Origin of the sequence: Microcoleus sp. PH2017_08_TRC_O_A, from assembly GCF_020738665.1 — a bacterium.
GTDB lineage: Bacteria > Cyanobacteriota > Cyanobacteriia > Cyanobacteriales > Microcoleaceae > Microcoleus.
This window is the reverse complement of record NZ_JAEQCE010000013.1, coordinates 18,326-44,695: the sequence shown is the minus strand read 5'-3', so window position 1 is coordinate 44,695 and position 26,370 is coordinate 18,326. Positions and strand designations below refer to the sequence as shown.

The following is a 26,370-nucleotide window of genomic DNA, read 5'->3' as shown; positions in this document are numbered from 1 at the left end:
ACTGTCAACTGTCAACTATCAACTGTTTACTGAGACTGCTGGAGTGCGGTTTGCAATACTTCCTTATGAAAGAGCGATCGCCCTACAATAAATTTTATCCTGTCTGGCGATAGTGCGGCGCCGTTGGCATAGTGATCCATCCAGGTTTTGCTGATTAAATAGGGATCTTCGGGCAATTCTGATAATAAGTATCCCGGCATTTCTAACTCGTCCATCAATTGGCTGACTTTGGGATCGTAGCTGAGGGCAAAACAGCGACATTCTTCGGATGCTGCCATAATTAAACTGTGGTAGCGCATCCCGATCGCCATTTCGACTCCCCGGAACACTCCTTTCAACTTTCTCGGATCGTCTAAACTCAGGATGCGGCTCCTTTTCGGCAGCGCTTCGTGCAAATGTTTGGCAATTTCTAAGTCGTGGGAAGCTTGGAAAGGCAGCAGCAAAATTAAGGTGCGAGTGGCTTTTTGAAAGTCAACTAAAGCTTGAGTTAGGATTGACAAACGGGCGGGTGTTAGTGTAGAGTGCGATCGCAAACAAACCGCAACTCTCGGCGACGGCAAATCCCACAAACCGGAGACGGGGGAATTTTCCAAAGCCCACACTGGATCGGGCGCTAATGTAAAGGGAATTTGCCAATCTGCAAGTATGGTAGCTGAGCCTTTATCGCGCACGCTGACGGCTGTGCATCCACCAAAACACCGCTGAGATAATTTACGAGTAATCTCACGATTTAAAGGGCCAATTCCCTGGGCCCAAGCAACAGTTTTTAAGCCCATCTGCTGCGCTAATCCCATCAAGCCACCATAGTAAAAAGGGCTGACAAGGCTGGTACTGTCTTGGATTAAACTACCGCCACCCCAGATTAGGGCGTCAGCGCTGCGGAGTGTATCGAGGACACCAAACGCATTCATGCGATCGCGCGCAGCTACTCCGTACCGCTGATTTGTCTCGACGGGATTGCCAGAAAGGACGATCGGCGTCACCCCATCTGGTAACATTTGCAGTAGCGAAGCCAACAGCGCCTCGTCGCCACCGTTGCCTTTACCATAATAGCCGCACAAAATTGCTCGCATTTCTACTCTTTGTTTGGAATCGAATATAACTATTACAATACCTAATTATTGTTACCAAAAGATTCTTTTTTAAAACAACAAAATATCGCAACCGCCCGATCGCTCTTCGCACAAATAACTTCATGAATAGCACCGCAAACCTGCTACCATAAATGGTGTAAATGTCAACCCTTTTCTAAGCGACCAGGCAAGTTGTCAAATCACGAAGTTAGCGAGCGGCGGACAGCACTAATGTAACGGTGAACTGTCAACTGCCAACTGTCAACTGCCAACTGCCAACTGCCAACTGCCAACTGTCACACATCTTCCTTCACAATACAAAAAATGCACGCTTTGTCAATTCCAACCTGGATTATTCATGTCTCTAGTGTCGTCGAGTGGATTGCCGCCATCTGGTTAATTTGGACTTACGGCGAAGTCACTAAAAACCGAGCTTGGTGGGGCCTTTCTGTCGGAATGCTGCCCGCCCTTGTCAGCGCTATGTGCGCCTGTACGTGGCACTTTTTCGACAACTCCCCAGCCCTAGAATGGATTGTTACCCTGCAAGCTGCGATGACTGTCATCGGTAATTTTACTCTGTGGGCGGCTGCTTGGTGGATTTGGCGATCGGCTCAGCAGTCAGTTGACAGTTGACAGTTGACAGTTGATAGTTGATAGGAAATCAGTCATTACTAACAAACTAAGGAGAAAAATCCTTGAAAAATAGCATTGTTTGGACAACATTGGCAGCTAGTTCACTGTTATTGACAGCCACATCTTTACTTCCCAGTCAAGCTAGTAATACATCCTTAATACTCGCCCAACAACCTAACTGTAAAAGTCCTCAAACGACACTGGATCAGAATGTGTGTTCCAGCCAAGAGTTTCAGGCAGCAGACAAAAAACTCAATCAAGTATATCAGCAACTTCAACCAAAACTCAACAGCAAACAAAAGCAGAGATTGATAGTCGCACAGCGAAGTTGGCTCAAGTTTAGAGATGAATCTTGCGATTATGAAGCAGGTTACTTTGAGGGTGGTAGCGTGGCTCCTTCTATCTACGGTTATTGCAGAGCCAGAGTCACAAAAGAACGTATTAAAGATTTGGAGGGTTATTTGGAACAAGCAAGTTTGTAAAAGTGCGTAGGCGTAAGCCAGGGCGTAGCCATCGCGATCGACAACAACTTACCCATTCTATCATCCATACCACAGCAAACTGATGTATTATGGTGTCATACCCCCCACCCTAAATTATCTTAAAAGTGATAATAAGCTTTGTTTTTTATTTTATCCTTTGACACGCCAATGGTGTAAGATTTAAAATCTAAAATCTACAATATAAAATCGCTATGTCTTTCGTTGGTTTGCACATTCACAGCGATTACAGCCTGCTAGACGGGGCATCTCAGCTACAGCAGCTAGCTGAACGGGCGGTGGAATTGGGGATGCCCGCGATCGCCCTTACAGACCACGGCGTGATGTATGGTGCGATCGAGCTAATCAAAGTTTGTCGAAATAAAAATATCAAGCCCATCATTGGCAATGAAATGTACGTCGTCAACGGCGACATCGAAGTCAAAGTTCGAGGTAGAAGAAAATACCATCAAGTTGTCTTAGCTAAAAATACGCAAGGTTATAAAAACTTAGTAAAACTTACCACAATTTCCCATTTAAAAGGAATGCCCGAAAGAGGTATTTTTGCCCGTCCTTGCATCAACAAAGAACTCCTCAAACAATACTCCGAAGGTCTCATTGTTACCAGCGCTTGTTTGGGTGGCGAAGTTCCCCAAATGATTCTGCAAAACAAGCTAGATACTGCCCGCGAAGTTGCCAAATGGTATAAAGAAGTATTTGGAGAAGACTATTATATAGAAATTCAAGACCACGGTTCCCAAGAAGACCGCATGGTTAATGTTGAAATCGTCAAAATTGCCCGCGAATTCAATATTAAAATAATTGCCACCAATGATTCTCACTATATTTCCTGCAACGACGTAGAAGCTCACGATGCTTTGTTGTGCATCAACACCAACAAACTGATTGAAGAAGAAAAGCGGATGCGCTACAGCGGCACAGAATATCTGAAGTCTGCTATGGAGATGGCGCAACTATTTCGAGACCATTTGGATGATGAAACGATCGAAGAGGCGATCGAAACCACCCTAGAAGTAGCAAACAAAGTATCAAGATACGATCTAACAGGAGAAGCTCGGATTCCCACAATCCCAATTCCCCCAGAACATACCGCCGATACCTATGTAGAAGAAATATCTTGGCTAGGATTATTAGAAAGACTCAAAGCCCGTACCAGAAATGAAATCCCCCCAGTCTACAAACAAAGACTAGAATATGAGCTAAAAATGATTCAGCAGATGGGTTTCTCTGAATATTTTTTAGTGGTTTGGGACTACATGAAATATGCTAGAGACAACAATATTCCCGTCGGGCCAGGACGTGGTTCTGCGGCAGGTTCTTTAGTTGCTTATGTCCTCAATATTACCAACATAGACCCGGTACACCACGGATTGCTATTCGAGAGATTTCTCAATCCCGAACGCAAATCGATGCCAGATATTGATAGCGATTTCTGCATCGAAAGACGGGACGATATGATTAAATATGTTACAGACAAATATGGTACAGACCGCGTAGCGCAAATTATTACCTTCAACAGGATGACATCAAAAGCTGTTTTGAAAGATGTTGCCAGAGTTTTAGGTATTCCCTACAAAAAAGCCGATGAGATGGCGAAAATGATTCCAGTATCGCGGGGGAAACCGGAAAAACTCAAAGTAATGATTTCCGATGCAACACCGGCACAGGAATTTAAAACCAACTACGAAAATACTATTTGTACTAATGCCGAAACTGGCACCGAAGTCCCAGTGCGTCAGTGGATTGACATGGCAATTCGCATTGAAGGAACTAACAAAACCTATGGTGTTCATGCCGCCGGTGTGGTGATTTCTTCCATCCCCCTTGATGAAATTGTGCCCCTGCAAAAAAATGAAAATGGTGCTGTAATCACCCAATATTTTATGGAAGACTTGGAATTTTTGGGGTTACTCAAAATGGACTTTCTGGGACTCAAAAATTTAACGACTCTCCAAAAAACTGTTGATTATGTTAAGCAAACTCAAGATATAACTATCAATGCTGAAGGCTTACCTTCTGACATAGAACGCAGAGCTCAAGAGACATTTACTAGGAACAACAAGTTACCCGGTGATGTAGCAAAGACTTATCAACTATTAGAAAAAGGAGATTTAGAAGGTATTTTTCAGCTAGAATCTTCTGGGATGCTGGATGTAGTAAAAAAAATCAAACCTTCTTGTCTGGATGATATTTCTTCTATTCTGGCGCTTTATCGTCCCGGCCCGCTGGATGCTGGTTTGATTCCACAATTTATCGATCGCAAACATGGTAGAGAAGTCGTTAAATACGACCATCCGCTGTTAGAACCGATTTTAAAAGAGACTTATGGAACGCTTTGTTTCCAAGAGCAAATTATGCGGATGGCTCAAGATTTGGCGGGCTATTCTTTAGGTCAAGCTGACTTGCTGCGCCGCGCAATGGGCAAGAAGAAGGCTGATGAAATGCAGAAGCAAAAGGAAACATTTATTGATGGCGCAACTAAGAATGGTGTCGCTCAAAGAGTTGCCGAAGAGTTGTTCGGACAGATGCTTCAATTCGCGGAATATTGTTTGAGCTATGACACGAAGATATTGACTATGGAATATGGGCCGATGGCTATTGGTAAAATTGTCGAGGAAGAAATTGAATGTACCGTTTACAGTGTTGATAATAATGGCCATATTTATACACAGCCAATTGCACAGTGGCATCGCCGAGGTCAGCAGGAGGTCTTTGAGTATTGTCTGGAAGATGGCTCGATAATTCGCGCGACAAAAGATCACAAGTTTATGACTTTTGACGGTCAAATGCTACCTATTGACGAAATATTTGAAAAAGGATTAGACTTAAAACAAATCAACTCTAGCTCACATCTATAAAATGTATATAGACTATAGGAAACTAAAATCAGAACACAAGGAACAAATCATTTTAGCTTTTAACCAAGGCATGGAGTGTCGAGAAATCCCTAACTACCTTGGGGTAAGCGAGAGAGCAGTTTCAAGAGTTTTAAAAGAAGCTGACATTAATACTAAGCGACGAAACCGCTATACTTTAAATGAAAGCTATTTTGATATAATTGACTCTCAAGCTAAAGCCTATTTGTTAGGATTGCTAGCTGCTGATGGCTGCGTTACTCAAACTAATTATGTAGCTTTTGAATCAATTGACAAAGAACTCACAGAAATGCTCAGCATAGAGCTACAATACTCTGGTGAAATTAGAATTGTTCAGCCTCAAAATTATGCTCCTCACTACCGAATAAATTTTTCTTCTGAAAAACTGGCAAGCTCTTTACAGGGCTACGGCATCATAACAGGAAGGACTTTTCAGAAGTTACCTATTTTCCTAACTCCAAATATTTAGCGTCTTATGTGTTAGGGTACTTTGATGGTGACGGTTGTGCTTATGCAAACAAAGGTAGGAGTGGCGGTTTAGTCTGCATTGTTAGTTCCTTTAAATTTCCCTGCGAACTAACAAGGCACTTAGGCATGGGTTCTGTACAAGAGCATCAATTTAAAAAAGTTTATTATTGGAGAATATTTAGTCGGAAAAATATACAAGCATTCTATGATTTTGTGTATCAGTATCCCAGATTAGGTTTACAACGAAAAAAGACTAAAATTGAAGATATTCTCAGGAGTTACAAACATGGTTAAAATCATTAGTAGAAAATCACTAGGAACTCAAGAAGTATATGACATTGGCGTTGAAAGAGATCATAATTTTACACTAGAAAATAGTCTGGTGGCATCTAATTGCTTTAATAAATCCCATTCAATGGCCTATGCCTATATCACTTATCAAACTGCTTATTTAAAAGCAAATTTTCCTGTAGAATACATGGCTGCACTGCTGACTGCTAACAGAGGCGACCAGGAGAAGGTACAGAGATATATTGCTAATTGTATCAAGCTGAAGATTGATGTTGAACCACCTGATATTAATGGTTCTGAACTTACTTTTACGCCATTGCCGATGGAGATGACAAAGGCGGAAAAACATAAAATTTTGTTTGGAATTTCGGCGGTTAAAAATGTTGGTGAGGGGGCTATTGAAAATATTTTGGAGGCGCGCAGGTCAGGGGGTGATTTTAATTCTTTACCAGATTTGTGCGATCGCGTAAATCTACATTCTGTCAACCGCCGCGCCCTAGAAGCCTTGATTCACTGTGGTGCTTTTGACAAAATCGCACCCAACCGCCAGCAATTAGTAAACGACTTGGAAGGGGTTATGAAATGGGCGCAAGACCGCAAAAAAGACCGAGAAACTGGTCAAGGTAATCTCTTTGACTTGTTAGGAGATACTAGCTTTGGGAAGTCGGCGAATAAGTATGAATCTGCGCCAAAATCAAAAACTGTGAAAGATTTTGACACACAGGAAAAATTGCGTTTAGAAAAAGAATTGCTGGGTTTTTATGTATCAGATCATCCCCTCAAGTTTCTGCTTCAATCTAATCAAGATCCAGATGTTGTGACTCTCGCACAGTTAGCCGAGAAAAAGGGTAAAGTATCGGTTATTGTCATGCTCAACGCTATCAAACTGGTAGTGACGAAAAAAGGCGATGCGATGGCAATTTTGCAATTAGAAGATTTGACACATCAAATCAAAGCTGTTGTGTTTCCGAAGGCTTACGAACAATTAAAACCGCATATTATAGAGAATGCTGTATTACTGATTAGCGGGAAAATTGAGAAGGATGGTGAGGAAATTCAGATAATTGTAGATACTGCAAAGCCTGTAGAAACACCAGAGGTTACAGAGGAAATCGAGATCCCACTACCGGAAACACAAAATTCTTGGGCGGCGCCATCGGAAATACAAAATTCTTGGGTGGCGCCATCGGAAATACAAAATTCTTGGGTGGCGCCATCGGAAACGCAAAATTCTTGGGTGGCGCCATCGGAAATACAAAATTCTTGGGCGAATCAACCGGTCAACTTTGGACGATCGACTAAACCAGTGGAAGTTACAGAAATGGTGATTGTCAAGTTTACACCGCCGCAGGTGCAAGATGTCAAAAACCTCAATTCTCTGAAAGCTATTTTGCAAGAACTTTCCAATCGTGGAGAGGATGCTAGCGTTTCGGTGGGGGGAATCGTTGTCGGTGAATATTGCTGTCAACCTCTTCGCATCAAGCGTCAATTGTGGGTACAAGATGGCGATGGCGCTGTTAGCCGTCTCAAGTCGGCGGGATTTGATGCTTCGGTTTTCCCTCTCGACAGTCGCGGGGATGCTGCAATATTTCGGGAAATGCGATCGCAACTTAAGATATATTCTTGGGCCAATCGCTTGCTTGACGCAGATGTCGATCGCATTTCCCAGTATCTCAGCTATCTCGCCCAACTAAACAAACGCCTGCCAAACTAACATTTGGGCCCCATCCCCACCGGTGACTAAAGTTTGACCGTCAGGACTAAAAGCCACCGGATTGCACCCAACTAGGCTGCACAAACATTCGCCTGTTTGCAAGTTCCAGACTTTAACAGTACCATCTCGACTGCCGCTAGCCATAGTTTCGCGATCGGGACTGATAGCCACCGAAATCACCGCGTCAGAATGGCCGCTCAAAGTCTTAATCAATTCCCCCGTCTGCAAGAGATTCTTGCTCCTCGCCACCATTCTGTGAGGATGCTTTGGCTTTAATCACCGCTTCCCGAAAGCCTAAAACTACTAAAATATTGGCAAGTGTCAAGAATAGTTCCGCAGAACCGTGGAGCCAATCGACATTTGCTAGCGACTCATTGTAGGCAACTTTTGCATAAATTGCTGCGGGAATAGTCACACCCACAAACACGAGAGTGCCGTAAAATCCCATCAGAGCTAAACGAGGAGTTTTTCCAGATTTCGTCAAAAACCAGAGAAAACCCAAGTAGGGAAATAGAGACAGCACAAATAAACTTTCTTTGGAAATCATTAGTATTTGGTGAGCGACCAGATACCATCATAGATTAAAAAATTAAAAATTAATGTGAATAAATTTTAACTTTTTGTGGTGAATTTTTCATGTCTAATTTAACAAAGGAACCCATTTTTGTCGAACTGCTAGAGACTCACCCAAGCCCATAGCTTTTAACCTTCTCCGCAGCAGGTCGCTAGTATTAAAAACCCCTGACCCGCGCGGAGACACAACCCGTAACTCTTCCCCTAACACCGTTATTAGTATAACACATTTTCAACCGTGCCAGTCTGTTAATTGTTACTTTACCCAGCAATCCGAAACTGAGACATTTCCAAAGTTGTCGGTCTGCTAGGTATCAAGCAAGTATCGCTCAAAACCTCTAAATCAGCAAAGCGTTTTCTATCTGTTGCGATAATTTCTTCGAGCTTAGCATCAAAATTAAAACGCGGCCCACAATCCCAAAGTTTGAATTGCCAGTGTCCGCTACATACCGTAATTTGCAGTTGAATAGGAGTTTCTGCGGGCAGATTTTTGTGAGCGTGACGAACTGCATTAGTAAAACCTTCAGCTAAAGCTAGCTGTAATTGGAACCAAACCTCATTGGGGATCGATACATCTTGCAACTGCTCCAACCAGTCCAAAACTTTAGTTAAAGCATTCATATCTGTGTTGACTTGCAGGCTGATGTTTTTCAAAGAACTTTCATTCAGTTCTGCTTCCTGCTCAATGTCATCTTGCCAATCCCACTTCTTTAACAAATTCATTAACCCATCTAAAACGCTAGCCTTTTTTATATTTTGCGATCGCGAGCGACTTTCTACTTCGTAACTTTTGCTCAGCGACAAACAATTTCGACCGTCAAGAGTCCGGGTGTAACTCAGCTCGTCTGCAATCTGCCACATGAGTTTGATGCCTCTGCCGCCTTCTGCCAGTTGATCTATGCTGTTCGACATTGATTTTCCTCGTCTGAAAGTATTAGTTGTACCCATTTTTCACACCCGCCGACACACTTTGTCGTTTTTTATACTTGCTTATTCAGTATAATTTCGGCGTTCATACCAAAATGCTATCTTTTTTGTAGAAGGCATCGCATCAGCAATATGTCTTAAGAGTCTAAGCCAATTGGCTTATTTACCGATCGCCTGTACGGAGAGCGATCGCCCCCGTAGCACAATCCGCCTGCATCCACCAGAAATTACCGAATCACTGCCGGAGCTCATTTACCCCAGCCGTCGCCAGCTACAAAATACAAGGCATTGAGCCACTGCCAACGGTGGCTCGCCGGTAGCCTGCAAAGCCGATTTGAGGTAATCGCTCTCATCCTAAAGGAGTAAGTAATATCCGCAAAGGCGATCGTCCGCCAACCTCACACCGGCGTGCCACGTCAATCGATTTTAGATTTTAGATTTTAGATTTTATAAATTCGGGGGAAGAGAGGATTTTCGATTTTCGATTTGGGATTGATTCCACGGATAAATCACGTGGCGGGTACCACAGGTCGAAATTCGCTTGTCAATCGACTAGACCAAGACTGCTGCAAACAAGGCCGTTTCTGCTAAAAATATTGGATTTGACAGCGAAAAATCTAGCAATAAACCCTGTTTTTAGCCCCGCGCGCGTTATTCCAGGAGAAAACTAGGCGATAAAACGCAGTTAGATGAATTACCCGGACTAAGCTTTGCTTGCATCTACATAGTCTGTTATGTTCGAGGAGATTCCGGCAGAGGGGAGAGATCCAGGGAGAAAGTCTGATGAGGAGATGATTTGACAACTAGGTAATAGGTAATTGACATATACAATTTAAACGCGCAACACCTGATGACAAAAATTAAACTGACAATTCTGGCAGCAGTGATTCTGCTACTCCCATTTGGCGCAGCAGTTCCCTTACAAGCTCAAAATCTGCCTCTAATCAAGCGGCTGCTAGCAACAAGAGGATGTCCCGGATGCGACTTATTTGGCGCTTCCTTGAGCCGTGCAGATTTGTTTGGCGCTTCCTTGAGTCGCGCCACTCTCAGCAGGGCCGACTTAGTAGATGCGGATTTGACTGCGGCGGATTTAATGGAAGCTAATTTAAATAACGCCAACATGAGAAATGCCTTTTTAATCGATGCCGACCTCAGCAAAGCCGACATGAGCAGGGCGGACATCAGGGGAGCCAACTTAGAAAATGCCAATCTCAGCGAAAGTTCTCTGCTCGACGCATCTCTTCAGTTGGCCAACTTAAAATGCAGTAATTTGAGCGCAGCTAAACTAAGTCGAAGTGACCTGAGAAATGCCGATTTTTCTGGGGCAAATCTCAGCGGTGCTGACCTCAAAGAAGCTGATTTAAGCGGTGCAAATCTTAGCGGTGCTGACCTCAGAGGGGCCGATTTGAGCGATGCGAGATTGAACAAAGCTAATTTTATAGATGCTAATTTATGCGGCGCCCGGATGCCGAACCGCAAAATATCTCGGCGAGGTTGTGATGTTAAAAAACAACAACCGATTAGCTCGAACAATTACTGCAATTACTGCCGTGCCGTCAATGACTGGTGGTTAGATATTTTAAGGTTGAATTAATTGGTAAGCCGTTTATAGGTGTCGATCTTTAGGTACGTAGTTGCGCTTCAGCGCTCTTTCATATATATAAGATAAGAGCGCCCAAGCGCAACTACGTACCCTTTTTTATCTTTTTTTACGATCGCACTATGAGCTGACGCACCCTACAATAAAAATTTGCTCACTACCCGCAGATATTCTGCACCGCCGATTTGTGCCGCATTATTGTGTCCTCCATTGGGAACCATGTAAAGCTGTTTGGGCTCGGGTGCTGCATCAAACATTTTTTTGCTCATTTCGGCTGGAACTACAGTGTCAGCAGTCCCGTGAATAAATAGTACCGGCATTTGCAGGCGATCGACTTTTGACAGAGAATCAAACCGCTGCGCCAGCAACAAATCTATCGGAAACGCCCTAAATAGCGGTTTTTGGAAGTCTACCATTGCCCTTACCGAAGTAAAAGAACCCTCCACAATTAACCCCGCAGCCTCCGGGTGCCGCACTGCTAGATCGATCGCAATTGCCCCTCCCAAAGAATGACCGTAAATATAAATTTGATTTGGGTTAATCCCCCGCTGTTTCACCAAATAATCCCAGGCCTGTTCAACATCCTCATAAACCCGAGATTCGCTCGGAAAATCGCCCTGACTTTTTCCATAACCGCGATAATCGATCAGAAATACTGACAAACCTAAGCCATGAAATCGATTAGCGTGTTCGACATTTGCTCCCACATTTGAACCATTACCGTGCAGGTACAAAACTACCCGCCCTAAGTTCCCCTTGTGAAGTGGGGGAACCGGAACCCCCCCTAACCCCCCCTTGTTAAGGGGGGGGACAGGAACAGCCTCTCTGACTCCCCCCCTTAACAAGGGGGGGCTGGGGGGGGTTTGGGATGGTTGAAGTGGAACCACCTCTCTTACTTCCCCCCGAAATTTGCGGGGGTTTTCCGAGGCAGGAATCCACCACCCATGTACGCTTTCCATTTCCAGCGCCGCTGTTTTAGCTGGAATTTGCAGCCAAACATCTTGATATTTCAACTTAAAATCATCTGGCGTAGTTTCGATCGCCCGCGCCGGAAAAAATATAAACTTACCTTGCGCTACAAATAGCAATACACAAGCAGCAGAATAAGCGATCGCCAAAACTATCCCAAAAGTTATGAGGGATTTAGACAAAACAAATACCAGTAACTTGTTCATAGAAAATAAGACACGCGGGAGATTAGAAATCGGTCAAAAACTAATGACAAATGATTAATTCATATGATTAGCTTTAGATCGATTACTAACTTCCGCAGCAGCGTTCCGCCGAATTTCAAAAATTAATTCAATTCCGGGTGACGCAAGTGCCAATTAGTGGATTGTTCGTAAGCATGAGCCACTTGAAACAGCCGAGATTCTTGCAAAACATTACCAATCAGTTGTATACCCACCGGCAGTCCTTTATCATCAAATCCGCAGGGCAAACTCAAAGCTGGCAAACCAGCAAGATTCACCGGAATAGTCATCAAATCTGACAAATACATACTCAGGGGGTCGTTGAATTTTTCGCCTGCCTTAAAAGCCGTAGTCGGAGCAGTGGGACAGACCAAAACATCAACTTGAGAAAAAGCTTTTTCAAAGTCTTCTTTAATCAAAGTCCGAACTTTTTGAGCTTTGAGATAATAGGCGTCGTAATATCCAGCGGACAACACGTAAGTGCCGATCGCAATCCGGCGTTTAACTTCTGCACCGAACCCTTGAGCGCGAGTTTTGGCATACATATCCAAAAGATTTTCGGGATCGGGCGATCGGAAACCATACTTTACTCCATCATATCTCGCCAAATTCGCCGAAGCTTCCGAGGGAGCAATAATGTAGTAAGTGGGCAAACCGTAGCGGAACCGGGGACAAGAAACGACTTGAATTTCTGCGCCCAATTGTTGAAATTGCTCGATCGCCTTTGTCACGGCGTCTTTAACCGCCGAGTCCAACCCGACGCCAAAAGTTTCTTTAATTACACCAATTCTAATCTGACCCTTCGGTCGCAAACTGGGTCTCAAAGCTTGGGCGTAGTCAGGAATTGGGACATTGAGACTCGTCGAATCTTTACTGTCATAACCAGCGACAGCCCCCAACAAAATCGCCGTATCCTCAACAGTCCGGCCAAAGGGCCCGATTTGATCGAGAGAAGAAGCGTAGGCCACCAAACCGTAACGAGAAACCAACCCATAGGTCGGTTTCAGCCCCACCAAACCGCAAAAAGCAGCAGGTTGGCGGATCGAACCTCCAGTATCCGAACCCAAGCTAACGACGCATTCTCCGCCGGCTACCGCTGCGGCAGAACCGCCAGAAGAACCTCCGGGCACGCGCTCCAAGTCCCAAGGATTCGCGGTAACTTGATAGGCCGAAGTTTCCGTCGAGCTCCCCATGGCAAACTCGTCCATATTGGCCTTGCCCAGAATCACCGCACCGGCTGCTTTGAGTTTGGAGACGACGGTTGCATCGTAGGGAGGGACAAAATTTTCCAAAATCCGAGAGGCGCAGGTTGTGGGAATGCCCTCGGTGCACATATTGTCTTTAACGGCGATCGGAATTCCGGCCAACAGCCCAATTTCCTCGCCTGCTGCGATTTGGGCATCCACTTTGTGGGCCTGCGCCAATGCGCTGTCTGCTGTCACGCACAGAAAGCTTTTCAATTTCGGCTCTAGCTGGGTAATTCGGTCTAATGCTTCTTGAGTAATTTCCACAGCAGAGCGTTCTTTATTGACCAGTTGTCGGTGCAACTCGCGGATGGATGCCATGCTCGTACCTTTATCATTTCTACTTTCAGCCACTTAGCCAATATAGCTGGCAATTGCACGCACTTACAGCCCTTCTTCAACTGCGTCTCTATGCTTGCATCTGCGGTAAAAAAAGCTACGTATTTGCCGCGACGATCCCCAAGAAGACAATTTCATCCGGAATTCTCCCCAAAACCAAAGATATATGGTAAGAAGTTCCCGATGCCCCGTTGGAGGAATGCCACCTAAAGCTCACTTAGAATCTCACCTGACGGCAGAGGAACTCAAAATTCGCTACCGGCAGGCACAAAACACCACAGAGTCGCGCCGCTGGCACTTGCTACTCTTAGTTTCCCGAAATTGGACTATCAAACAAGCAGCCCAAGTCGTAGGGATTAACTACGACTACGCCAAAGAAATTGTCCAGCGCTATAACCGAGAAGGGCCTAACTCTGTGAGAAACCGCAGCGGAGACCGCCAGCCCCCTCCTGCCAAATCCTTGCTGAGCCCCGAACAGCAAGAAGAACTGCGACAAGCCCTGCAAGGCCCCGCCCCCGACGGCGGAGACTGGACAGGCCCCAAAGTAGCTCGCTGGATTGCTGAAAAGACTGGTAGCGCTCATGTTTGGCCCCAACGCGGCTGGGATTATCTCAAGCGGTTGGGTGTTGATTGGCGGCGCCGCCGCAGAAAGTAGATAGTTCGCAATATTTTAGAGGGGTCGATCGCCATTGGGTGCGATCGCTCCCTTTATTTTGGCAGTTGTTAGTTGTCAGTTGGCAGTTGGCAGTTGTCAGTTGTCAGTTGTCAGTATTCGTAGGGTGTGGATCCATGAAAAATCCCTAAATTAAATCGACAATTTTGTGGCGACGCACCTGATAGTATTTATCAACAAGCTTGCTACCACAAAAATGTTGGGCGGAGTGAAACGGAGGGTTGTTGCCTGGAGTTCCTGACAAGAAAAGGTGCGTCGCTCGATCGATTGTCGCTCTTTGTGGAGGATTGTCGATGTATCCGCACCCTACGGCTGCGGCTAAAATCTAAAATCTAAAATCGTTTGAATCGTGCAATAATAGCTGATTAGATTGAATTTGGTTGTGTTGAGGATGTCGAGTATGCCAGGGTTCAGCCGTTTTTTGTCGATCGCAAACAAGATGGCGGCAGTAGCAGCCAGCATCGGACTGGTTCAGGTGTTAACCATCGCCAGTTCACTTGCTCAATCATCTAATCCGCGTTCCCTAGACGAACTCTACAAAATTCGCGATCGGCTCGTCACCCAACTAGAACAACCCGCCTCACCCTCCCCAGAACCAACCCTGCTCTCTGGCTTAGTTCCCTTCGCCGGCAATTCTCAAGAAAAATTGGTACAGCAGTTGCAAGAGGTGGAAGTTCAAATATTAGTAGAACAGAGATCTAACGACAACTTACAGCAAGCAGTCCGTTTAGCCAACCGAGCCGTAGAAACGGGAGGGAAGTCAAATCAGTCGATCGAATCTTCGCAGCAAACTCAATTTTTGTGGCACCAGGCCCTAAACAACTTACAAGAAGTTCCCCAAAATTCATTTTTAGCTCCCCTCACAGCCTCCAAAGCTCAAGAATACCGGGAAAATTTAACCGTAGCAACCTCTCAAGTCCAGCAAGCAAAATCCGATTTTTTGGCAGAGGTTGCCCGTTCAAGCGGTTTGTCGAATGAAGCGTCGATCGGGATTTGCCACCTTTCTAGAGAGTGCGTCAACCTCCGGGGCGATGTGCCTCCTATCAGCCCGGCCAGCTTAATTAAAGTGCCGATAGCTGTCGCCCTGATGCAAAAACTCGACAAAGAAAAAATCAGTCTGAACCATGAAGTATTCGTCGATCCGGGCAATTTCACCGAAGACTCATCGACGAAGATTTTGTCTAGGCGCAATTACCCGGTACAACTACTGTTAGAAGAAATGATCGATCGCAGCAGCAACATCGCCACCAATCAACTGATCGATTATTTGGGTTCCGATTACATCAATCAATTCTTAGAAAATCGCGGCTACCAAGTCACCCGCGTGAACTTCAAATTAATGGGGGAAAAAACTATGCCCGCCAACCCCGGTTCCGGGCCCAACCGCGTAACTGCTAACGAACTCACCGAAATGATGGTGCAAATTTACAACGGCGAAACACCGGGCGCTAAACTGTTAGTAGAAACTCTCAACCAGCAGTACGATCGCGCTTTGGGATTTGCCGCCTTGAAAGGAAGTAAAGCTCAGTGGTTGGGCGAAAAAACCGGGGAGAATTCCCTGGTGCTAGGCACAACTTTAGCGATGAACATTGACGGCGAAGCCTATGTGATGACTGTGATAGACAGCCGCACCAGTGGCGATCTACAAATCCGCAAGTCTATTGCTAAAATTGCCGATTATATTAGTAATAATCCCAGCTTTTAAAAATGTGAAAACTTGTTAAAAATTTATGTGCCTGAATCCAGGAGATATTCTGTGCGATCGCTACGAAATTATCGAAAAATTGGGGCGGGGAGGGTTTGCGATTACCTATACAGCTAAGGATTTAAAGCAACTAGAAAATTCTCCTTGTGTAGTCAAGGAAATTTTGCCTCCTCAATCTAAAGATTCGCAAGTTTTGCAAGGAGCAAAAGCACTATTTGAAAAAGAAGCTAAAGCCCTGGAGGAACTCTATAAGTGCGAGTGCACTCCTAGGTTCATCGCTTTCCAGAAAATGGAAATTTTTACTTAATTCAAGAATACATCGAAGGAACTCCGCTCAATGAAGAACTCTTTGTCGGAAAGCAGTTAGGCCTTGCTTTTGTTCCCGTCAAGTATCCGACAGCGGCTGCGGCAGGTTTAAAGTGCGATTAACATAATTAGGTACGTTGTTGCGCTTGGGCGCTCTTTCATATAGACAAGAGCGCTGAAGCGCAACAACATACCTTAATAACGTAGATTTATATAATCGCCAAATCAGAAAATGTCCCACACAAAACTCAACGTTTCTGTCAAAGGAAAAGGATTTCCGATTCTCTGCTTGCACGGCCATCCAGGTTCCGGCGATTGTATGTCTGTCTTCACAGAACACCTATCACAGCGGTTTCGGACGATCGCCCCAGACTTGCGCGGATATGGCAACAGTCGCACCTCAAATTCCTTTGAAATGACCGACCACTTGCTTGATTTAGAAGCACTTCTAGACCGATTAGGGGTCGATCGCACTTTAGTCATCGGCTGGTCTTTGGGAGGCATTTTAGCCCTGGAATTAGCCATGAAATATCCCCAGCGAGTCACCGGTTTGATTCTCCTCGCATCCGCCGCCAAACCGCGCGGAAGTCACCCGCCCATTTCTTGGCAAGATAATCTTTACACCGGTTTAGCCGGAATTATTAACTGGGTGGTACCCGGTTGGCAGTGGAATATTGATACTTTTGGCAGGCGATCGCTCTTTCGCTACTTAATCCAGCAGCATACAGCGACCCCTTACCGCTACTTAGCCGCAGCAGGTACTCCCGCCTACCTCCAGACTTCCCACAAGGCGACAAAGGCGTTAAATACCGCTCTCAGAGCCGGATACGATCGCTTACCACAACTCGGCGAGATTCAATGTCCGTGCTTGGTGTTGGCCGGAGAGGGCGATCGACATATCACCTCAGCATCCAGTTTAGAAACAGCCCGCCACCTTCAGGACAGTCAGTGGCAGTGCTATCCCAATACAGCCCACTTATTTCCTTGGGAAATTCCCGATCGGGTAGTCACAGATATCGATCGGTGGATTGAGAGTCACCCCCAAGCAGTTGGCAATTCCGAGTCTTGAGTTTTGAATTTTTAGAAGCAATCAATCATCCAACCGTCTAGAGTTTTGAAGCTATATCGTTGGCGTTGGCATCCGAGTTAAACAGTGCGATCGTCCCAAATGGCGATCGGGATTAGCTTGCAGGGTATAATTCCGATATTGCCGGATTTAAATTGACAACTCAAAACTCAAAACTCAAAATTCCTGCTGCTACTGGCTGCTCAAAACAGGCAACAACCCTCCCTCACCAAACTTTCCCAAATCATCTGCAACCGTCAAAGCAATAGGTTTGCAGCGCTGAATGGAAACACTCAGACCTTCTGCACCTTCATTTTCTATGTCTTCTATATATCCTGCTTTTGCAGATTCCGCCTCTTGAGCCGTCAAGAAGGGGCCAAAATAGTAAATACACCGCGGCGCTGAAGTTTTCACTTCAACCCACCAAGCCAATCCGAAAAAGTTGAGCAAGCTAATCAAGAGTTCTTTCATCTGCTTTTCTTCTAATGTATTTAACGGTGTTTTCAGGGTGCTGCGGGCAACGCCTGCGCTTTTGTTATTTACGCGGCTTTAATGCTACAAAGAAACAATCCAAACCTATTTAAAGTCAATATCTAAATAGATTGGTGTCGATTTCCTGTTTGACAGTAAGGAGAAGGCCCCTTCTACTTTCGCCTGTCCGTAACGGCGGCCGATGTATTATTACTTGTTCGGAGGGTACTACCGCTCAATGTTTTGGCGGCATTCGCATATTTTTGCATCACCGTAGTTGCTTACCTATTGGGAATAACCAAAGTGCTTTATCCTCAGAGTTATCTGTTTGTTATGCAGTTGGGCTCTAATTTGAGTACATATTAGGTGTTTTCTCAGGTGACATTCTACTCGATATTTTGCTAGTGAGGTCTCAGTAGCTAGAGACACCGATAACCAGGCTTTAGCTACTTACATAAATTACTCTGTTGTGCTGTTTTTTTCAACCAATTTGACTATCCGTGGACGTGAAATTTTTTCGGCCCGCGCTGGCGGTAAATTTCGTATAAAGCCATTCCCGTTGCTACCGAGACATTCAGGCTAGGAGTCTTTCCCCTTAAAGGAATTGAAACTAATCCATCACATCCGCGCTGTATCAAAAGGCTCAAACCGTCAGCTTCACCGCCCACAACTAAAACAGTGGGCCCGGAGAAGTTGATTGTCTCTAATGAGTCACCCACGCCTGCTGCTGTGCCGTAAATCCAGAATCCAGCCTCTTTCAATTCTTCCAAGGCCCGGTTAAGATTCACAACCCTTGCCACTGGCAGGCTTTCCAATGCGCCGGCTGACACTTTTCTCACTGCCGAGGTAATCCCAACTGCCCGTCGCTGCGGAATCACCATCCCCTGAGCTCCCAATGCTTCTGCGGTGCGAATAATCGCCCCTAGATTGTGGGGGTCGTTGAGTCCTTCGGCTACCACAATTACGGGATCTGCACAAGCAGCCTTAGCCTGTGCGATCAGTTCACTCAAATCCAGGTATTCGTAAGCTGATACTTGGGCGGCTACGCCTTGGTGGTTTGCCTTGCGCGTGATGTAGTCGAGGCGCAAATCGTCAACTTCGTCGATAATGCTGCCGTTGGCCTTGGCTTCGGTTAGCAAGCTGTGAAAGCGGGGATCGTAGCGCAGGTGCGGGACAACCCAAATTCGGTTCAGGACTTGGTTGCTTTCTAAGGCTGCTTGCACTGCATGGCGGCCGTAAATCATGTCATCTGTGTCTGCGTCTGGCTGCACGACTGTATTTGAGTTCGTGTCTACCGGGCGAGTGTCTCTGTCTTTGTCTCTGTCTCGGAAATGGTTGCCGCGGAATTCCGGCGGGCTACTATCTCTGTCTCTGTTTTTGTCTCTGTCTTTGTAATAATTGCCCCGGGATTCCTGCGGGCTGCTGTCTCTGTTTGTTGCGGGCTGGCTGTGGGCTGCCGTCTCTGTCTCGGAAATTGTTGCGGGCTGGCTGTGGGCTGCCGTCTCTGTCTCGGAAATTGTTGCGGGCTGGCTGCGGGCTGCTGTCTCTGTCTCGGAAATTGTTGCGGGCTGGCCGCGGGCTGCTGTATCCGTCTCCGTCTCTGTCTCTGTCGGGGAAATTATTTCTGCCGGTGGGCGGTTGGCTGTCGGAATCGACTCTCCGTTTGAAAATTGCTCGCACGGGCATTTCTCGGGATTGGGGCGAAAAGGTCGATCGCTTTTGAGGGGCGTCTGTTGGGCGAGTGTCGGGACGGGGCTTGCGTTCAAATCTGGCAGAGGACGGTTGTGAGTCCTGACGGCGGCCTTCGCTGCTCCAGGGCTTGCTGTCGGAATTCGATCGCGAGGAGTTTGGTCTAGTAAATTTTCTCATTTGTTTGTTGTGGTCAACACGATTTTAGATTTTAGATTTGGGATTTAGGATTGAGGGAGCAATCTTAGGGCTTTGAGATTTTAGATGTTAGATTGAGGGAGCAAGGATTTTACTGCTGCTTAACTTGCTAAGGATCGACATATCAATCTTGTTTGTCTTCGCGAGCTTTTTGCTGTTTTAGGCTAACCGTGCCAGAATTATCAATTAATTCCTCACTCTTCCCAAATTTCGGCTAAATACTTTCAGTATCAAGTTCTAAAAATCCCAAAATTTCGGTCAATCTTTCGGGGTCTGTCAGGTACAAATATCCAACCAACGTTTCTAAGCTGGTGGCTTGTTGGTATATTTCTGGATCTGCTCGCTTAGAACGGCCCGATACGGCATTGCGGCCGCGCTTGACAATTGCTAATTCTGTACTGTTCAAGTAAGGAGAGATCGATCGCAAGTGACGCGCTTGAGTTTCTGCTCGTACTTGCCCCACCACCAATTCGTGATAAGCTTGCAATCTTCTCGGTGGCATTAAATACGAACTCCGAATGTAGAGTTCGTAAACTGCATCCCCCAAATATGCCCATGCTGCGGGCGAAATTCTTTCTATTTCTGCGGGTGTCGCCCTCGGAGGATGGATTCGATCTAAACCGAGATCTGTCAGACTCAGCTTTGGGTTGTCATCGGCGATCAGCGACATACTTTTTTAAATAAAACTTCGGCACAGCTTGGCTTTTCTACACTTACTTATTTCGTCTTTTGTCACTTCAGATAATTATAGCTTTCACAGGAGTGTGCTCTGTGAGAAACTGAGATCTTCTACAGACAAGCGAGCTGAAAACTCGCGGCACAACCATAAGAATTTGCTATCCAGCATCGATCGCCGGATAGCGAATTAAACCCACTGTAGCGTCAAGCATCCTTGACGTTTTTTACCGCCTCATCAACCGAAGGCTGCAAAGACAAAAATTTCTCTAAGCGAACCAGTTTAACAGTCTGAGTTACGCGGGGATTTGAGACAATTTGCAATGTCCCTTCCATGGTTTGGGCTTTCTTGACAAGTTGCACAAGTGCGCCCAAGCCTGAACTATCCACAAAATCTATCTGAGACAAGTCCAAAATTACGTGTTTTGGGCCCTCGTCAATACATTTGCTTAGTACCTTCCGAAAAGTGGCCTCAGAAAAAGCGTCCAGCAGGCCAGTCAAGCGAAATAACTGATGGTTATTCTTGACTTCGCGAGTGCCTCTGAGGCTAACGGTCAGGGTCAATGACTCAGGAATGACACCCTCCTAGCTAGGTATGGCTTAAAGTCGAGGCTTCATTATAGGAGTTTTTTGGTATTTTGTCTACAGTTTTTTAGTTATGGGTCATTGGGCATGGGGCATGGGGCATGGGGCATGGGGCATGGGGCATGGGGCATTGGCCAAACAGGTCATTGGCCAAACAGGTCATTGGCCAAACAGGTCATCAGTCATTGGTAATCGGTCATGTTTCCTAATGACTAATGACTATTGACTATTGACCAATGACTAAGCTGGTACTTTCTGATTGTCTCGCATTGACTGGACGAATCGATCGAACAAATAGTCAGCGTCGTGGGGGCCCGGACTGGCTTCTGGGTGGTACTGGACTGAGAACAGGGGTAAGGTTTTGTGCTTCAATCCGGCTACAGTGCGATCGTTCAAGTTGAGGTGAGTAATTTCTACTTCCGGGACTAGGGAATCAGGGTCGATCGCAAAACCGTGATTTTGGCTAGTAATTTCTACCTGCTGAGTTAAACCTGCTGGATGATTCAATCCCCGGTGCCCGAACTTCAGTTTAAAAGTTTCCGCACCCAAGGAAATGCCCAGAATCTGGTGTCCCATGCAAATGCCGAACACAGGTTTGTCCGACTTCAACAAAGCTTTCGCCGTCGCGATCCCTTCCGTTACCGCCGAAGGATCTCCAGGCCCGTTGGACAGAAAAATGCCATCCGGGTTGTACTTGAGAATTGCCTCGGCTGACGTGTCGGCGGGTACAACAATTACCCGACAGCCGTAACTCGCCAAACGACGCAGGATGTTGCGCTTGACCCCAAAGTCTAGGGCTACCACCGTCCACATTTTGCCGTTATCCGGCTTAACTGTCGGACTGAACTCCCATACGGCATCTGTGGCTTCAGACCACTCGTAAACCTCCCGGGTAGTTACTTGCTTCACCAGATTCAGCCCGGCCATGCTGGGGGCGTCTTGGACTTGCTCCAAAAGCTCCGCCTGGTCGAGAATCACGGTCGAAATGCCGCCGTTAATGGCTCCTACGGTGCGAATTTTGCGAGTCAGGGCGCGGGTATCGATGCCGTAAATACCTGGGATGTCGTACTGTTTTAGGTAATCTTGCAGGGATTTTGAACAGCGCCAGTTGCTGGGTCGGCTGCATACGTTACGGGCGATCGCACCTCGGATTTGCGGCCGCGAAGATTCTTCATCTTCGAGGTTTACCCCGGTATTGCCCAATTCTGGATAAGTAAAAGTGACAATTTGACCGCAATAGCTCGGATCGGTCAAAACTTCTTGATAGCCCGTCATTCCCGTGTTGAATACGACCTCGCCGACGACGGTGGCGTCAGCGCCAAAAGACCAGCCGCGGTAAGCAGTACCGTCAGCTAGGACTAGGAGAGCGGGTTGTGCAGTTGAAAGTGACATGGCATCCTTAAATTACAGTCGTTTGGTTTAATTCTTACCACTGCCTGGGATTTGATGCTAGCCGGCAATATACAGATATTATTGGAATTTGTGCCAGCCGAGGCAGAATGTGTTGGTGCCGGAGTCCAGGGCTATCTATGCCAAAAGGCAGTTGTCGTTGTTACGATCGAGCTAAACCGTTTAATCAAATTATGATCGGCCAATCTCCCTTACCTTTATCCTCCAATTCAATCAAGCCTCTGCTGAACCCTCAAAACCTGCGGAAACCTTTACTGGCTTTAACAGCAGTTATTTCTCTGAGCAGCTCAATTTTACTTGACACCGCCGTCTACTCTTCGCGAGCGACAGCTCAAGAGAGCGAGGGATGCTTTATGCGGAACTCCAGCGGTCAAACTGTCAGCTTGAGTCGATCGGTATGCGGTTTTCTCCCTCAAGAATCGACTCCCGCTGCTTCGCCTGCTTCGCCTGCTTCGCCTGCTTCGCCTGATACCAAGTCGGGAGTGTTTCTAGTCAAAATTAAACGCCGAGAAGCTAATATCCCAGTCATAGAAGTCACCTTTAATGGCAAACAAAAGTTTGAGATGATGGTGGATTCGGGAGCCAGCCGCACCGTCATTACACCAGCAATGGCTACCGCTTTGGGGATAGTTCCTAAAGGAACCGTGCAAGCAAAAACTCCGAACGGAGAGGCTACTTTTTCTCTCGGCAGTCTTACTTCAATTGAAGCTGGCGGTTTGGCGATTAATAATATAGTTGTACCCATCTCCCCAGCACTAGAAATTGGGCTGCTCGGTCACGATTTTTTTGGTAATAAAGATGTGACTATTAAGCAAGATGTGATTGAATTTCGCTCGCGCTCATAGAGAGAAGTTCGGCAGCGGATTATGTAACAGATGTAACGCAATACGGTTCACTTAACACTTTTTGTTACCCACAGATTTCCCTCGCATCCCCCTTAAAAAGCAGGGTGCTTTTCTTGTCATCATGGAAATAAGTACGTAGTTGGGCTTCAGCCCTCTTTCAACATACCTGTATAGAGGGCTAAAGCCCAACTACGTACCTTGTACCTTGATTAATCCGTTAAATCCCGCACATCGATCGTTGCCGAACTTATTCCTTCACCGCAAAAACTCCACCAACTGCTGCAACTTCAACCAAGATTCACCACTCGATAAAATCTCCTTGGCCAAAGTAACTCCTGCTGCGTGGGAACCGATCGGAATTACACCTCCCACCTGAAAAGCCAAAGACGCATTCAAAGCTACAACATCCATTTGTGCTGCTGTACCTTTGCCTTGCAACACGTTGCTCAAAATCTCGGCGTTTTCCTCAACATTTCCGCCTTTTAACGAGCCGATCGCACTTGGCGTCAATCCTACCTGTTCCGGATGCAAACTTGTCAGTTCAACCTGGCCGCCCGACAAAACCGCCAAATCCGTCACATCACCCAAACCCGCCTCATCCAACTTTTCTCGGCCGTGAACGACTATCGCCAACTCAGTTCCCAACTCGCCCAAAGCTTGGGCAATAGTTGATACCAGACTGGGATCGAACACCCCGATTACCTGCCCTGTAGGGCGCATAGGATTGACGAGCGGCCCTAAAAGGTTAAAAACAGTCCGCACCTTCAAAGTGCGTCGGAGCGATGCTACAGCCTTAAGTGCGGGATGCCACCCAGGCGCAAATAAAAAGGTGATGCCCGTAGCGTCTACCGCAGCTTTTACCTTGGCAGGATCGGCGCCCAGGTTGACTCCGAGTGCTTCCAACACGTCAGCCGAACCGACTTTGCTGGATGCCGATCGATTTCCGTGTTTGGCGACTCGAACTTTGCCCGCAGCAGCCACAAAGGCTACAGCAGTGGAAATGTTAAATGTGGACGCACCATCGCCGCCTGTGCCGCAAGTATCAATTAATTTGAGATTCGAGATGGGAGATTGGCGATCGACAACGCTCTGGGACTCGCCCGTCAGGGACTGAGACTGCAATACCTGAGCCATTCCTGCTAATTCTGAGGCCGAGATGCCTTTGGCTTGGAGGGCTGCTAAAATGGCTCCTGAAAGCACGGGGGGTATGGCTTCTGCCAGCCATCCCTGCATTAAGTCGGCAGCTTGGACGTGCGAAAGAGATTGTCTGTCTAACAGTTGTTGCAGCAGGGCTGGCCACAGGGGAGAGTCCGCTGTCAAAGTTGAAGCTGCGGATATATCTGGTGTTGTAAGTACGGAAGAATCAGTCATGTAGCGACAATGAATTTTTTGCTGGGGTGGGCTGTTTGATGTCGGGCCTGGGCCGAGTGTCGATCGGGATTTTACCAGAGTTGCTGCCGACATTTGGCGCGCCCTGACCCAAATTTTTGCCAAAATGACAGCAGGGCGAAAAACTGTAACTAGATTGTTAGACAAAGTTGCCCATATGCGCCCGATCGTGGGTAGCTTTTGTCTTCTGTTAGATTTTCCATACTTGCTGCGGTGTCTGATATTGGTCACAATCAGACAGTGCAAGCAAGAAATATATGCCGCGAGCCAAATAAAGGAATGCCATGCTACTCGGATTTAAAACCGAATTAAAACTTAATGCCCGACAGCGAATACTGCTAGCCAAACATTGCGGGGTAGCTCGTCACGCTTGGAATTGGGGACTGTGGTTGACCAAAAACATTCTCGACCACAATCAAGCAAACCCCAACGAAAAACTCAAATTTCCTACAGCTATTGACCTGCACAAACTGTTAGTAGCTATGGTAAAATCAGAGAATGCTTGGTATTACGAGTGCAGCAAATCTACACCGCAGATCGCATTAATAGCATTGCGAGAAGCATGGAAACGGTGTTTTAAAAAGACTGCTGGCGTACCGAAGTTTAAGAAAAAAGGAAGGGGAGATTTTTTCACATTAGAAGGAACAGTCAAAATCAGCGCGAGCAACAAAATCCAAGTTCCTGTAATTGGCGTCATTAAAACTTATGAAAAGTTACCGCAAGTATTGACTAAATCTTGCACGATATCCCGGATTGCCGACAGGTGGTTTATCAGTTTCAGGTTTGATGTAGAACAACAAGAATCATGCCAAACAAATATTGTAGGAGTTGACCTCGGTATTAAAGCATTGGCTACTCTCTCAACAGGTGAAGTAGTTATAGGTGCTAAATCTTACAAAAAATACGCAGCAAAACTCTCAAGGATGCAATGGTTTAGTCGCCATAAAGTCATCGGTTCGAGTAATGGTCAAAAAGCACAGAACGAGATAGCAAGATTGCATAGAAAGATAGCTAACATCCGTAAAGATACATTACACAAACTAACGACATTACTTGCCAAAAACCACGGTGTAATAGTTATAGAGGATTTGAATGTATCCGGGATGATGGCTAATCATAAACTGGCTGCATCAGTTGCTGATATGGGTTTCTTTGAGTTCCGCCGCCAGTTAACCTAGAGCGTGCAAGTTGTACGGTTCAAAGTTGGTAATAGTTGACCGTTGGTTCCCAAGCTCAAAAACCTGTTCTAATTGTGGAACCAAAAAAGAAACACTCTCTCTGTGTGAGCGAATGTTTGAATGCAGCCATTGTGGTTTTAAGATTGACCGCGACTTAAATGCGGCAATCAATTTGTCAAAAACCGTCAGTTAGGCGGGGTTAGCCTGTGGACTGGACAAGTGCCGACACTACCAGGATGAAGCAGGAAGTAAACGAAGCCCCGAGGCATCCAACATTGCCTAATTTTGGGTCGCTTTGGGTAGGATTTATGTAACGGCTACAGAATTTATTCCACGAAACTAGCCCAATATGAATTTTTTGATACAACAATGCTCCCTCGGATTGTGACAATTTTAGATAGGGGCCTCATCTACTAAAGAGCGATCGACCGTCAGCTATATAATCTGCCAGCAAAAATCAATGGTAACTGGCACCATTGGTGGCAGCATTCAGCTAGAGTGGCGGATTGCTTGCAGCAAGTTTGCCAGCCGATGGGGCGATCGTCTAAAAAATCAGCAGTTGGTACTGTACTTTGGAGCGATCGTTGTCAAAGTCACTGCCGAAACAGGAAAAAACAGTTTACAGCTAATTTCAGCCTGTACAATTATTCCTCATTTATTCAGGAAGCTTTTAACAGACGAGTTTGGATCGAACGATCGCAACTTTCAGCAGATTGATTGGCAAATCCGATTTTGACAGTCATTTGTAG

At 46.1% G+C, this 26,370-nt stretch carries 26 protein-coding genes; 14 read left to right on the top strand and 12 right to left on the bottom strand.

From position 1 onward, the window contains the following. Positions 1-26: 26 nt before the first annotated feature. Positions 27-1,073: a polysaccharide pyruvyl transferase CsaB gene (gene csaB, locus JGK22_RS05430; protein WP_293174850.1), complete on the bottom strand. Its 1,047-nt coding sequence runs from the start codon at positions 1,071-1,073 to the stop codon at positions 27-29. Between the two features lie 324 nt (positions 1,074-1,397). Between csaB and JGK22_RS05425 the strand changes: the two genes are divergently transcribed. From JGK22_RS05425 to JGK22_RS05405, 5 genes are all read left to right on the top strand, one after another. Then, positions 1,398-1,706: a DUF2499 domain-containing protein gene (locus JGK22_RS05425; RefSeq protein ID WP_293174853.1), complete on the top strand. Its 309-nt coding sequence runs from the start codon at positions 1,398-1,400 to the stop codon at positions 1,704-1,706. 62 nt (positions 1,707-1,768) lie between these two features. Beyond that, the gene (locus tag JGK22_RS05420; protein WP_293174856.1) at positions 1,769-2,188 is read left to right on the top strand and encodes a lysozyme inhibitor LprI family protein; all 420 of its coding nucleotides are present in this window, start codon (positions 1,769-1,771) and stop codon (positions 2,186-2,188) included. A gap of 212 nt (positions 2,189-2,400) precedes the next feature. Next, a complete protein-coding gene (locus JGK22_RS05415; RefSeq protein WP_293174859.1) occupies positions 2,401-5,064 on the top strand; it encodes a DNA polymerase III subunit alpha in 2,664 nt (887 codons plus the stop codon). Position 5,065: 1 nt separating this feature from the next. Then, positions 5,066-5,551 (top strand): hypothetical protein, encoded by a 486-nt coding sequence (locus JGK22_RS05410; RefSeq protein WP_293214161.1) that lies wholly within the window; start codon positions 5,066-5,068, stop codon positions 5,549-5,551. Between the two features lie 285 nt (positions 5,552-5,836). After that, positions 5,837-7,555, top strand: a complete 1,719-nt coding sequence (locus JGK22_RS05405; protein WP_293174865.1) for an OB-fold nucleic acid binding domain-containing protein — start codon at positions 5,837-5,839, stop codon at positions 7,553-7,555. Here JGK22_RS05405 and JGK22_RS05400 read toward each other — a convergent pair. The 3 genes from JGK22_RS05400 to JGK22_RS05390 all read right to left on the bottom strand — a co-directional run bounded on the left by JGK22_RS05400 (position 7,532) and on the right by JGK22_RS05390 (position 9,040). Then, on the bottom strand, positions 7,532-7,768 hold the full coding sequence (locus JGK22_RS05400) for a hypothetical protein (protein ID WP_293174868.1): 237 nt from the start codon (positions 7,766-7,768) through the stop codon (positions 7,532-7,534). The genes JGK22_RS05405 and JGK22_RS05400 overlap by 24 nt on opposite strands. Beyond that, a complete protein-coding gene (locus tag JGK22_RS05395) occupies positions 7,761-8,102 on the bottom strand; it encodes a DUF3593 domain-containing protein (protein ID WP_293216321.1) in 342 nt (113 codons plus the stop codon). Before JGK22_RS05395 ends, JGK22_RS05400 begins: the two co-directional genes overlap by 8 nt. Positions 8,103-8,389: 287 nt before the next feature. After that, complete coding sequence (locus JGK22_RS05390; protein WP_293189639.1) at positions 8,390-9,040, bottom strand: ATP-binding protein; 651 nt, start codon at positions 9,038-9,040, stop codon at positions 8,390-8,392. A gap of 865 nt (positions 9,041-9,905) precedes the next feature. Here JGK22_RS05390 and JGK22_RS05385 point away from each other — a divergent pair. Then, positions 9,906-10,649 (top strand): pentapeptide repeat-containing protein, encoded by a 744-nt coding sequence (locus JGK22_RS05385; RefSeq protein WP_293195739.1) that lies wholly within the window; start codon positions 9,906-9,908, stop codon positions 10,647-10,649. Between the two features lie 143 nt (positions 10,650-10,792). Here JGK22_RS05385 and JGK22_RS05380 read toward each other — a convergent pair whose 3' ends face one another. Then, positions 10,793-11,830, bottom strand: coding sequence for an alpha/beta fold hydrolase (locus tag JGK22_RS05380; RefSeq protein ID WP_293206098.1), 1,038 nt, complete (start codon positions 11,828-11,830; stop codon positions 10,793-10,795). 122 nt (positions 11,831-11,952) lie between these two features. Then, a complete protein-coding gene (gene gatA, locus JGK22_RS05375) occupies positions 11,953-13,413 on the bottom strand; it encodes an Asp-tRNA(Asn)/Glu-tRNA(Gln) amidotransferase subunit GatA (protein WP_293216319.1) in 1,461 nt (486 codons plus the stop codon). A 217-nt stretch (positions 13,414-13,630) separates the two neighbouring features. On the opposite strand from gatA, the gene JGK22_RS05370 reads away from it, so the two are divergent. From JGK22_RS05370 to JGK22_RS05355, 4 genes are all read left to right on the top strand, one after another. Continuing rightward, the gene (locus JGK22_RS05370; protein WP_293175010.1) at positions 13,631-14,086 is read left to right on the top strand and encodes a helix-turn-helix domain-containing protein; all 456 of its coding nucleotides are present in this window, start codon (positions 13,631-13,633) and stop codon (positions 14,084-14,086) included. A 418-nt stretch (positions 14,087-14,504) separates the two neighbouring features. Continuing rightward, positions 14,505-15,809: a serine hydrolase gene (locus JGK22_RS05365; protein ID WP_293174881.1), complete on the top strand. Its 1,305-nt coding sequence runs from the start codon at positions 14,505-14,507 to the stop codon at positions 15,807-15,809. A 25-nt stretch (positions 15,810-15,834) separates the two neighbouring features. Beyond that, positions 15,835-16,116, top strand: coding sequence for a hypothetical protein (locus tag JGK22_RS05360; protein WP_293174884.1), 282 nt, complete (start codon positions 15,835-15,837; stop codon positions 16,114-16,116). Between the two features lie 231 nt (positions 16,117-16,347). Then, on the top strand, positions 16,348-17,184 hold the full coding sequence (locus JGK22_RS05355; RefSeq protein ID WP_293195741.1) for an alpha/beta hydrolase: 837 nt from the start codon (positions 16,348-16,350) through the stop codon (positions 17,182-17,184). 189 nt (positions 17,185-17,373) lie between these two features. Here the strand turns inward: JGK22_RS05355 and JGK22_RS05350 are convergent, their stop codons facing one another. From JGK22_RS05350 to carA, 5 genes are all read right to left on the bottom strand, one after another. Next, positions 17,374-17,652 (bottom strand): DUF1816 domain-containing protein, encoded by a 279-nt coding sequence (locus tag JGK22_RS05350; protein ID WP_293174890.1) that lies wholly within the window; start codon positions 17,650-17,652, stop codon positions 17,374-17,376. A 494-nt stretch (positions 17,653-18,146) separates the two neighbouring features. Further along, positions 18,147-19,418 carry a 23S rRNA (guanosine(2251)-2'-O)-methyltransferase RlmB gene (rlmB, locus tag JGK22_RS05345; protein WP_293312483.1) on the bottom strand — a complete coding sequence of 424 codons (1,272 nt, stop codon included), beginning with the start codon at positions 19,416-19,418 and terminating at the stop codon, positions 18,147-18,149. 335 nt (positions 19,419-19,753) lie between these two features. Beyond that, positions 19,754-20,209 (bottom strand): ribonuclease III domain-containing protein, encoded by a 456-nt coding sequence (locus tag JGK22_RS05340; protein WP_293241260.1) that lies wholly within the window; start codon positions 20,207-20,209, stop codon positions 19,754-19,756. 212 nt (positions 20,210-20,421) lie between these two features. After that, a complete protein-coding gene (locus JGK22_RS05335) occupies positions 20,422-20,778 on the bottom strand; it encodes an STAS domain-containing protein (RefSeq protein WP_293155451.1) in 357 nt (118 codons plus the stop codon). A 261-nt stretch (positions 20,779-21,039) separates the two neighbouring features. Then, a complete protein-coding gene (gene carA, locus JGK22_RS05330) occupies positions 21,040-22,191 on the bottom strand; it encodes a glutamine-hydrolyzing carbamoyl-phosphate synthase small subunit (RefSeq protein WP_293206092.1) in 1,152 nt (383 codons plus the stop codon). Positions 22,192-22,328: 137 nt separating this feature from the next. Between carA and JGK22_RS05325 the strand changes: the two genes are divergently transcribed. Then, positions 22,329-23,054 carry a retropepsin-like aspartic protease gene (locus tag JGK22_RS05325; RefSeq protein ID WP_293174902.1) on the top strand — a complete coding sequence of 242 codons (726 nt, stop codon included), beginning with the start codon at positions 22,329-22,331 and terminating at the stop codon, positions 23,052-23,054. A gap of 255 nt (positions 23,055-23,309) precedes the next feature. Here the strand turns inward: JGK22_RS05325 and trpD are convergent, their stop codons facing one another. Then, the gene (gene trpD / locus JGK22_RS05320) at positions 23,310-24,425 is read right to left on the bottom strand and encodes an anthranilate phosphoribosyltransferase (protein WP_293175013.1); all 1,116 of its coding nucleotides are present in this window, start codon (positions 24,423-24,425) and stop codon (positions 23,310-23,312) included. Between the two features lie 302 nt (positions 24,426-24,727). Between trpD and JGK22_RS05315 the strand changes: the two genes are divergently transcribed. From JGK22_RS05315 to JGK22_RS05305, 3 genes are all read left to right on the top strand, one after another. Next, the gene (locus JGK22_RS05315; RefSeq protein ID WP_293174906.1) at positions 24,728-25,621 is read left to right on the top strand and encodes an RNA-guided endonuclease TnpB family protein; all 894 of its coding nucleotides are present in this window, start codon (positions 24,728-24,730) and stop codon (positions 25,619-25,621) included. A 10-nt stretch (positions 25,622-25,631) separates the two neighbouring features. Next, positions 25,632-25,814 carry a zinc ribbon domain-containing protein gene (locus JGK22_RS05310; protein ID WP_363319142.1) on the top strand — a complete coding sequence of 61 codons (183 nt, stop codon included), beginning with the start codon at positions 25,632-25,634 and terminating at the stop codon, positions 25,812-25,814. A gap of 267 nt (positions 25,815-26,081) precedes the next feature. Further along, a complete protein-coding gene (locus JGK22_RS05305; protein ID WP_293174912.1) occupies positions 26,082-26,357 on the top strand; it encodes a hypothetical protein in 276 nt (91 codons plus the stop codon). Positions 26,358-26,370 lie beyond the last annotated feature (13 nt).